Source organism: Ruminococcus sp. D54t1_190329_F1 (genome assembly GCF_015551645.1).
GTDB lineage: Bacteria > Bacillota > Clostridia > Lachnospirales > Lachnospiraceae > Blautia_A > Blautia_A faecis.
Genome location: NZ_JADNDC010000069.1, coordinates 1 through 8,153, shown reverse-complemented (window position 1 = coordinate 8,153; position 8,153 = coordinate 1). Strand labels below are relative to the sequence as shown.

At 46.3% G+C, this 8,153-nt stretch carries 9 protein-coding genes and 1 pseudogene; 8 read left to right on the top strand and 2 right to left on the bottom strand.

All coding sequences use genetic code 11. The features are described 5' to 3' along the window. Nucleotides 1–351: 351 nt before the first annotated feature. The 3 genes and pseudogenes from I2D69_RS20360 to I2D69_RS19095 all read left to right on the top strand — a co-directional run bounded on the left by I2D69_RS20360 (nucleotide 352) and on the right by I2D69_RS19095 (nucleotide 1,324). Entirely contained in the window at nucleotides 352–537 is a 186-nt protein-coding gene (locus I2D69_RS20360) for a hypothetical protein (protein WP_226854288.1), read from the top strand. Then, a pseudogene (locus tag I2D69_RS19105) lies at nucleotides 473–724 on the top strand (AAA family ATPase); the annotation flags it as partial. The gene I2D69_RS20360 and the pseudogene I2D69_RS19105, both read left to right, overlap by 65 nt. Before the next feature lie 246 nt (nucleotides 725–970). Next, nucleotides 971–1,324 carry a hypothetical protein gene (locus I2D69_RS19095; protein ID WP_226854289.1) on the top strand — a complete coding sequence of 118 codons (354 nt, stop codon included), beginning with the start codon at nucleotides 971–973 and terminating at the stop codon, nucleotides 1,322–1,324. A 225-nt stretch (nucleotides 1,325–1,549) separates the two neighbouring features. On the opposite strand, the gene I2D69_RS19090 is transcribed toward I2D69_RS19095, so the two are convergent. Both I2D69_RS19090 and I2D69_RS19085 read right to left on the bottom strand, forming a co-directional pair. Further along, complete coding sequence (locus I2D69_RS19090) at nucleotides 1,550–2,929, bottom strand: aldehyde dehydrogenase (RefSeq protein WP_173718205.1); 1,380 nt, start codon at nucleotides 2,927–2,929, stop codon at nucleotides 1,550–1,552. 170 nt (nucleotides 2,930–3,099) lie between these two features. Beyond that, complete coding sequence (locus I2D69_RS19085; RefSeq protein ID WP_187565459.1) at nucleotides 3,100–4,320, bottom strand: iron-containing alcohol dehydrogenase; 1,221 nt, start codon at nucleotides 4,318–4,320, stop codon at nucleotides 3,100–3,102. A gap of 585 nt (nucleotides 4,321–4,905) precedes the next feature. On the opposite strand from I2D69_RS19085, the gene I2D69_RS19080 reads away from it, so the two are divergent. The 5 genes from I2D69_RS19080 (at nucleotide 4,906) to I2D69_RS19060 (ending at nucleotide 8,057) form a co-directional block, all read left to right on the top strand. Further along, nucleotides 4,906–5,727, top strand: a complete 822-nt coding sequence (locus tag I2D69_RS19080; RefSeq protein WP_195380392.1) for a ParA family protein — start codon at nucleotides 4,906–4,908, stop codon at nucleotides 5,725–5,727. Beyond that, nucleotides 5,684–6,619 carry a ParB/RepB/Spo0J family partition protein gene (locus I2D69_RS19075; RefSeq protein WP_158358460.1) on the top strand — a complete coding sequence of 312 codons (936 nt, stop codon included), beginning with the start codon at nucleotides 5,684–5,686 and terminating at the stop codon, nucleotides 6,617–6,619. The genes I2D69_RS19080 and I2D69_RS19075 overlap by 44 nt, the downstream gene beginning before the upstream one ends. Nucleotides 6,620–6,631: 12 nt before the next feature. Continuing rightward, nucleotides 6,632–6,907: a DUF5720 family protein gene (locus tag I2D69_RS19070; protein ID WP_195380391.1), complete on the top strand. Its 276-nt coding sequence runs from the start codon at nucleotides 6,632–6,634 to the stop codon at nucleotides 6,905–6,907. Nucleotides 6,908–6,934: 27 nt separating this feature from the next. Beyond that, a complete protein-coding gene (locus I2D69_RS19065; protein WP_101879408.1) occupies nucleotides 6,935–7,120 on the top strand; it encodes a hypothetical protein in 186 nt (61 codons plus the stop codon). A gap of 67 nt (nucleotides 7,121–7,187) precedes the next feature. After that, a complete protein-coding gene (locus tag I2D69_RS19060) occupies nucleotides 7,188–8,057 on the top strand; it encodes a DUF6017 domain-containing protein (RefSeq protein WP_158358462.1) in 870 nt (289 codons plus the stop codon). The last annotated feature ends 96 nt before the right edge of the window (nucleotides 8,058–8,153 follow it).

Below are 8,153 nucleotides of genomic sequence, written 5' to 3'. Positions count from 1 at the left end.
CAGGTCCGGCGCTTCTTCCCATCTATGTGATTGAAATTGGTGTCTTTGTGATGGCAGCCGGAACTCTTGTTATGGCGCTGAAGATGGGAAGGATGGAAGAACTGTGAATTCCGGTTTTCTGCTATCATAAAACAGAATATATCTGACAGAACGCACCGTAGAAATACGGTGTTTTTTGTTATCCCAAACCCACAATTTCATACACAACCACAGGTTAGTACAAACACTTTGCAATTTTTTGAAAGGCTTAGAAAGGAAATTTTCCCTGATTTTCGCCCCGAGAAATGACACAAACAAGGCTTAATGTATCTTTCCTGTGGTTTTTATTTTCAAACGGAAAGGTGGATTGATATGCCGAGAATGAGCAAGAAACGGAAACAAGAGTGGGCGTTGTTTCTGAATGATCGAAACCGCATTACCTACAACGAACTTTGCAGAAAATGCAGGAATGACTGTAAGCAGAGTTTTCGCTGTGTTGTGGTGCATTGCCCAAAATATTTATCGAAAAGGAGAACAAAGAACTATGAAAATGATTGAAAATGAAATGAATGTAACTGTACCTCTTGAAATTATCAAGGCAAGCGAAATTGAGCCGAAAGAAGTGAAATGGCTGTGGTATCCGTATATTCCGTTTGGCAAGGTTACTCTGTTGCAGGGCGATTCCGGCGATGGGAAAAGCAAGTTAATGTTATCAATCGTCGCCCTGCTCTCAAATGGAGAACCAAGAAGAAGGATGCTTCCAGATTATGGTACGGTGAGTATGAAGGGAACGCAGTATTATCGAAACCGTGTGACAGATCAGCAGGGACGGCGGGTTTCCTTATATGCAAGACGACTATGATTTAAACCAGGCAATCTGTTTTTCTTTGAAAAAGTCAGGATATGGAGTTTTGGGGGCGGCTTTTATGGAAAAGGGATTGCACCAGAGCGGCAGGCACAGATTTTTACAAGATTTTACTGTGAACCGGAGGTGCATGACAAGCCTGGTGTTGGAATTACCATCTTTCTTGCCAGCCGGAAACCTGCAAAAATGGAAGCTGCTGTTTCGCCTATCGAGGCACTTGGCTATCGTCCTTCTCATAACGCATCAAAAATAAGAAAAGCAGGAGAGGGAAATTTGCTCACAAGACTTTTCGGGGAACAGTTCACAAAAGATAAGAAGAGGACTTTTATGGTACTGTTGTCTCTGGCTGCCAGTTTGTCTGTGTACCTTTGTGTTGTGACCATGCTGGACAGCCAGGCTGCAAGAACCATTGTATCCAATTTTATGGACAGTGATCTCACAGGTTGGAATGGAAGTATTGTGGAAAGGATTAGGGAGTAGATTAATTGTTATTGAGCCGCATTTTTACGAAAGGGACATGTCAACTTTGGACTTGGAACTTTCATAGTAAAAATGCGGCTCTTTTGTCATATTAATTAACAACCAATGTTAAACATTTTGCAAATCGCATTAAATAATTCGGTGCAGCTATTGAAATTAAAACACATAGTTTCGACCTCCTTATTTTTATTTACGCGAGCAACGAGCCGAAGTAATAGTAACACTTTATTTCAAGAAAATATGGATCAGCTTATCATAAATCCGTCTATAAGGCTGATACCTCATCGGCAGGTCAATCCAGGTCTTTTTGTCTACAATGCTCTTGTAATGGGAAAAGGTTTCGAAGCCTTTCTGGCCGTGATAGCTTCCCATACCGCTTTCTCCGAAGCCGCCGAATGGCATTTCGCTGGTGGCGAGGTGAATGATCACATCGTTGATACAGCCACCGCCGAAGCCACATTCAGAGGTGACTTTTTCGCAGATGGCTTTGTCCTGGGCAAAAATGTAAAGAGCCAGAGGATGAGCCATGGAATTTACCTTTCGGATTACTTCTTCTATGGAATCAAAAGTAAGGACAGGCATTACCGGTCCGAAGATTTCTTCCTGCATTACGGCATCTTCGAAGGTTACCTGATCCATGACTGTAGGTTCAATCTGTAAAGTTTCGGGACAGGCATTTCCGCCGCAGATGACTTTCGCAGGATCGATCAGGTTCTGAATGCGGTTGAAATGCTTTTCGTTGATAATCTTTCCGTAATTTTTGTTATCCAGAGGTGACTTGCCAAACTGCTTACGGATCTGTTTCTGAATCTGTTTCAGAAGCTCATCCTTTACTTCCCTGTGACAGTAAATGTAATCAGGGGCTACACAGGTTTGTCCGCAGTTCAGATATTTTCCGAATACAATACGTTTGGCGGCAAGCTTAATATTTGCAGATTTATCCACGATGCAGGGGCTTTTTCCCCCAAGCTCCAGGGTGACTGGAGTGAGGTGCTCGCTGGCATGGCGCATGACCTCTTTTCCTACAGCCTGGCTGCCTGTAAAAAAGACGTAGTCGAAGTGCTCCTGAAGAAGACAGGAGTTTTCCTGGCGCCCGCCCATAACAACAGCCACATATTCTTCTGGAAAACATTCACGGACGATTTCGCAGATGATATTGCTGGTGGCAGGAGAGTAGGCACTGGGTTTTAATACTGCAGTGTTTCCGGCGGCGATGGCGTCTACCAGCGGATCAAAGGTAAGCAGGAAGGGATAGTTCCACGGGCTCATGATCAGGGTGACACCGTATGGGGACGGCTTCCTGTAACTTCTGGAATGGAACTGGGCAAGTGGTGTGTGCACGGTTTTTTCTTTGGAAAAAGAGTGGATGTGCTTCAGTATATAGGTAATCTCGCTGAGAACGAGACCGGACTCGCACATGTAGCTCTCGAAGCTGCTTTTTCCAAGGTCTGACTTCAGTGCAGCATTGATCTGCTCCTGGTGGGACTGGATGGAGGTTTGAAGCTTTTTTAAGGCAGTGATGCGAAAGTCAATGTTTAAGGTAGCGCCTGTATAAAAATAGTTCCGCTGCTTGCGGATGATTTCCTGGATTGCTTCCTGGGTCATGGGAAAGTCCTTTCTGATTATTTATAATTTATTTGATGTTTTGAAATATAGTTTACATAATGTAAAAGGCTATAAAGTGGGGGATGTTAAACTATCTTATTTAAATTGAGATTAACTAATGTAATGTTATAAAGGTGACAATATGGTATTTTTCAAACACGCTTTAGCTTTTATTGCACTGTGTTCTCTTTAGCCGGCATCAGCATATAATAAAATTTCTCCAGCTCCTGTGCATCCATCAGTACCGGTACCGGATACAGCGGATTCGCCTCTTTGTCCGCATAGTGGGACAGCTTCGGAATGTCTTCTTCCTGAATTTCCGGGATGGTATCGCCGATTCCGAAGCGGGCCTTCATGTCTTTGACCGCCTGGATAAAGTTTAATGCGGCTTCTTCTTCCGGTGTTTCTTTGGAGGCAACCCCGGCAGCAACAGCAAGGACTGCCAGCTTCTTATAAATTGTTTTTCCGTAAGCTTCCAGAACATAAGGGAGAAGTACAGCGTTGGCAAGTCCATGTGGAACATTGTATTGTCCTCCCAGAGAATGGGCAACTGCATGTACATAGCCTACATAGGATTTTGTAAAAGCGCAGCCAGCGAAATAAGAGGCGCGGAGCATATTCCGGCGCGCTTCTTTATTGCTTCCGTCGGTGTAAGCAGTGTCCAGATTTTCGAAAATCAGCTGCACTGCATCCCGGGCATTTTTACGGGTGCCTGGTGTAGTGGAATTACCAATATAAGCTTCCACTGCGTGGGTGAGTGCGTCCATACCTGTAGTAGCGGTGATGAATGGTGGAAGGCTTAATGTGACCTTGGGATCAAGCACAGCGTATCGGGGAATCAGCGGGAAGTCATTGATGGCATATTTATGCCGGGTTTCGGCGTCCACGATTACCGCTGCCAGTGTAGTTTCGCTTCCGGTTCCTGCAGTGGTTGGAACGGCGATAAGAAGTGGAAGCTTTTTGTGCACTTTCAGGATTCCTTTCATCTTTGCAAGAGACTGATGAGGTTTGGCGACTCTGGCACCTACTGCCTTGGCGCAGTCCATACTGGAGCCTCCGCCGAAGCCTATAATGGCCTGACAGTTATTTTCATGATAAAGTTCAAGTGCCTCAGCCACATTCACAGTGGTAGGATTTGCTACTGTTTTGTCATAAAGGATATAGGGAATGCTGCTGTCTGTCAACACTTTTTCAAGGCGGTCTGTAAGACCAAGCTTATGGATTCCTGCATCTGTAATAATCAGCACATTTTTACATTTTTTCTTTTTCAGCACATCGGGAACGGCTTTCAGACTGCTGATGATCTCAGGATTTCGGTATGGCAGGAATGGAAGGGCAAATTTGAATACATTCTGAAAAATCCGACAGTATATTTTTTTTAAGGGATTCATATGGAAGTTCTCACTTTCTGTTGATAAACGCTCTAAAATATAACGTTGCATCAACCGGTTCTATTGTGTAATTGTTCAGTACCTTCACAGCTACATGCTTTGTGGAATAGTTACTTTATTGTACTTTTTTTATCACGTATGAATTATATCATGTTATCAAATATTGTAAAGATAAAACAATTTTATTATAAAACAAATCTTGGCGTTCATAGCATAACACGCTCTGGTGATTTATTGAAAATAATGAAATAAACACCTGTGTCTCGACTGGCGCCTTCTGTTGTGATATACTAAAACAAGAGATTTTTACAACAGGAGGCGTTTTCGTGGGTGAACAGTCAGAGAAAATAAAGAAAAATATTTGTATGGGGCTGCTGGCTCATGTATGAGCCGACAGACGGTAACAACCCATCAAAACCCCATAAAATAGGACCCTTTTTTCTTATGTAAGACCTTTTCGGGAGTAAAAACTAAATAAATATGACGAGCTGCTTATTTTGGAAGAATAGGCAGCTTTTTTTATGCACTGAGACAGCTGTTCATCTATTTGATGAGCGGCTATTTTTTATGGAAGGAGAACCTAATTTGAACACGCAAATCATCGCCATCGCCAACCAGAAGGGCGGCGTTGGCAAAACCACCACCTGTGCCAATCTTGGAATCGGTTTGGCGCAGGCTGGAAAGAAAGTCTTGCTGATCGACGGAGACCCGCAAGGAAGCCTGACGATCAGCCTGGGCAATCCCCAGCCGGACAAGCTGCCCTTTACGCTGTCGGACGCTATGGGACGCATCCTGATGGATGAGCCGCTCCGTCCCGGCGAGGGTATCCTGCACCACCCAGAGGGCGTAGACCTGATGCCTGCGGACATCCAGTTATCCGGTATGGAAGTATCCCTGGTAAATGCCATGAGTCGTGAGACTATCTTGCGGCAATATCTGGACACGCTGAAGGGACAATACTCCCATATCCTCATCGACTGCCAGCCTTCCCTGGGGATGCTCACAGTCAATGCGCTGGCCGCTGCGAACAGGATCATAATTCCCGTTCAGGCAGAGTATCTGCCCGCCAAAGGGCTGGAACAACTGCTCTCCACGGTGAACAAGGTAAAGCGGCAGATCAACCCCAAGCTCCAGATAGACGGTATCCTGCTGACGATGGTGGACAGCCGAACCAACTTTGCCAAAGAGATCTCCGCGCTCCTGCGGGAGACCTATGGCAGCAAGATCAAAGTATTCAGCACAGAGATCCCCCATTCTGTCCGGGCAAAGGAAATCAGCGCAGAGGGAAAAAGCATTTTTGCCCATGATCCCGGTGGCAAGGTGGCTGAGGGCTACAAAAATCTGACGAAGGAGGTGTTGAAACTTGAAAAGCAGCGCGAAAAAAATAGAGCTGGCCTCGGTAGATGATTTGTTCTCCACCGAAGAAGGCCGCCAGGATGCAAAGCTGGAAAAGATTCAGGAAATTCCGTTGTCTGAACTGCATCCGTTCAAGAACCACCCATTCAAAGTCAAGGATGACGAAGCCATGATGGAGACCGCTGACAGTATCAAACAGTATGGCGTTCTGGTTCCGGCCATTGCCCGACCGGACCCGGAGGGCGGTTATGAGCTGGTAGCCGGACACAGGCGGCACAGAGCCAGTGAACTGGCAGACAAGGAGACTATGCCGGTCATTGTTCGGGATTTGGATGATGATGCCGCCACGATCATTATGGTTGACAGCAACTTGCAGCGAGAAAGCTTGCTCCCAAGTGAAAGGGCATTTGCTTATAAAATGAAGCTGGATGCCATGAAAAGACAGGCTGGCAGACCGAGTAAAGAAAATTGTTCCCAAGTTGGGAACGATTTTGGGAAGAAGTCCAGCGAGGTTTTGGCGGAGCAAGTAGGTCAGAGTAAAAACCAGATTTTTCGCTATATCCGTCTGACAGAGCTGATTCCTGAATTGATGGATATGGTAGATGAAAAGAAGATTGCCCTGAACCCTGCCTATGAGCTGTCATTTCTCAAAAAGGACGAACAGGTAGACCTGCTGGATGCCATGGACAGTGAGCAGGCTACCCCTTCCCTTTCCCAAGCCCAGCGGCTCAAGAAATACAGTCAGGAGGGGCATCTGACCCTCGATATGATGCGTGTCATCATGGGTGAGGAAAAGAAAAGTGATCTGGACCGAGTGACATTTACCTCTGACACCTTGCGGAAGTATTTCCCTAAAAGCTATACGCCCCAGCGGATGCAGGAAACCATCATCAAGCTGCTGGAGGCATGGCAGAAAAAGCGTCAGAGAGACCAGGAACGATGAAAGGAGCCGCCTATGAGGGATATTTCAGCCCGTGAGCTGAAAGGACACAACATTCTCGCCGTAGAGAGGTTTTGGGATAATACCAGCTGGATGATCGAGTTTTCCGTTCTGCGTCCCAGCACTGCTTACGGAAGCCCCGGAGATGAAATGCGGCTGTTTTTGACTGAGGACGGTTATCAGGCCGCCCTGCAAAGCCAGCAGCGCCGGGAGATCAAGATCAAAAGGCACGCCCGTGTAATTGAGGGACATATCCTCGATTTCAAACCGGGAAAACGCCGTCGCTCATAAACATACAACGAAAGGAAAGGAATGACTATGTGTACGGTAAAGGAAATTCAAGAAGCAATCCGGGAAGATTGCAGATCTCAGCATGACATGGATTCAACGGATATTGACCGTGTGATGCAAACACTTCCTTTCGCCCAGGAGGAGCCATTTACAGAGGCGCGTCCCCAAAAGCCGCTGTTTTGGTTCTATGCAAGAAGATTTGAAAAGCGTTGAACACCGCAATTCTTTGAAATTAGGATTGCGGTTTTTTTGTACCCAAAATTCGGAAGGAGTGAGGTCGATGGCCGTTTTTCGCATTGAACGGACCCGTGATTATACCGTGATGAGCAATCATCATTTACGAAATGCAAACCTGTCGTTAAAAGCCAAGGGGCTGCTTTCCATGATGCTGTCTTTGCCAGAGGACTGGAATTACACCACCCGTGGCCTTGCAAAGATCTGTAAGGAGGGCGTGGATGCCATCGGTGCTGCCCTGCGTGAACTGGAAGGAGCCGGATATATCGTGCGCCATCAGAGACGCGATAAAAGTGGGCGGATCACAGATACCGAGTATGTCATCTATGAACAGCCCCAGCCAGATATGTCCCAGCCGGATACGGCTTCACCAGATACGGAAAACCCGGATATGGTAAAACCGGATACGGAAAAGCCCGCAGAATTAAATATAGAGAAATCAAATACAGAAAAAACAATTACTTATGGATCAAGTACCGATTCCATTCCCTTCCGGGAAACAGCGGCGGCAAGACCGCCGGAACGGAAAGGAAGGGATGCGATGTCTGTCACAGAGATAGAAAATTATCGGGAGTTGATTTTGGAGAATATCGAGTATGACTGTCTGAAGCGGCGTTATCCGCTCTACCGGGATGACCTAAATGAGATCGTAGAGCTGTTGGTAGAAACGGTCTGTGCCAAACGAAAGACCACCCGAATCTCTGGGGCAGACTTCCCTCACGAGATCGTGCGTTCCCGCTTTTTGAAGTTGGATAGCTCCCACATCGAGTTTGTCATGGACTGTCTGCAAAAGAACACCACCCAGGTACGCAACATGAAGCAGTACCTGCTTGCGGTGCTGTTCAATGCGCCTACCACCATGAACAATCACTTCACTTCATTGGTCAACCACGATATGCACGCAGGCGGCTGGTAAAGGCCGCCTTTTATCATGCGTGTGTCCAGCAAAGCTGGACTACACTTGCCGGTGTAAGTCCGGTCACGGTAATCGCCAGTGAGCCGTGTAGTTAAA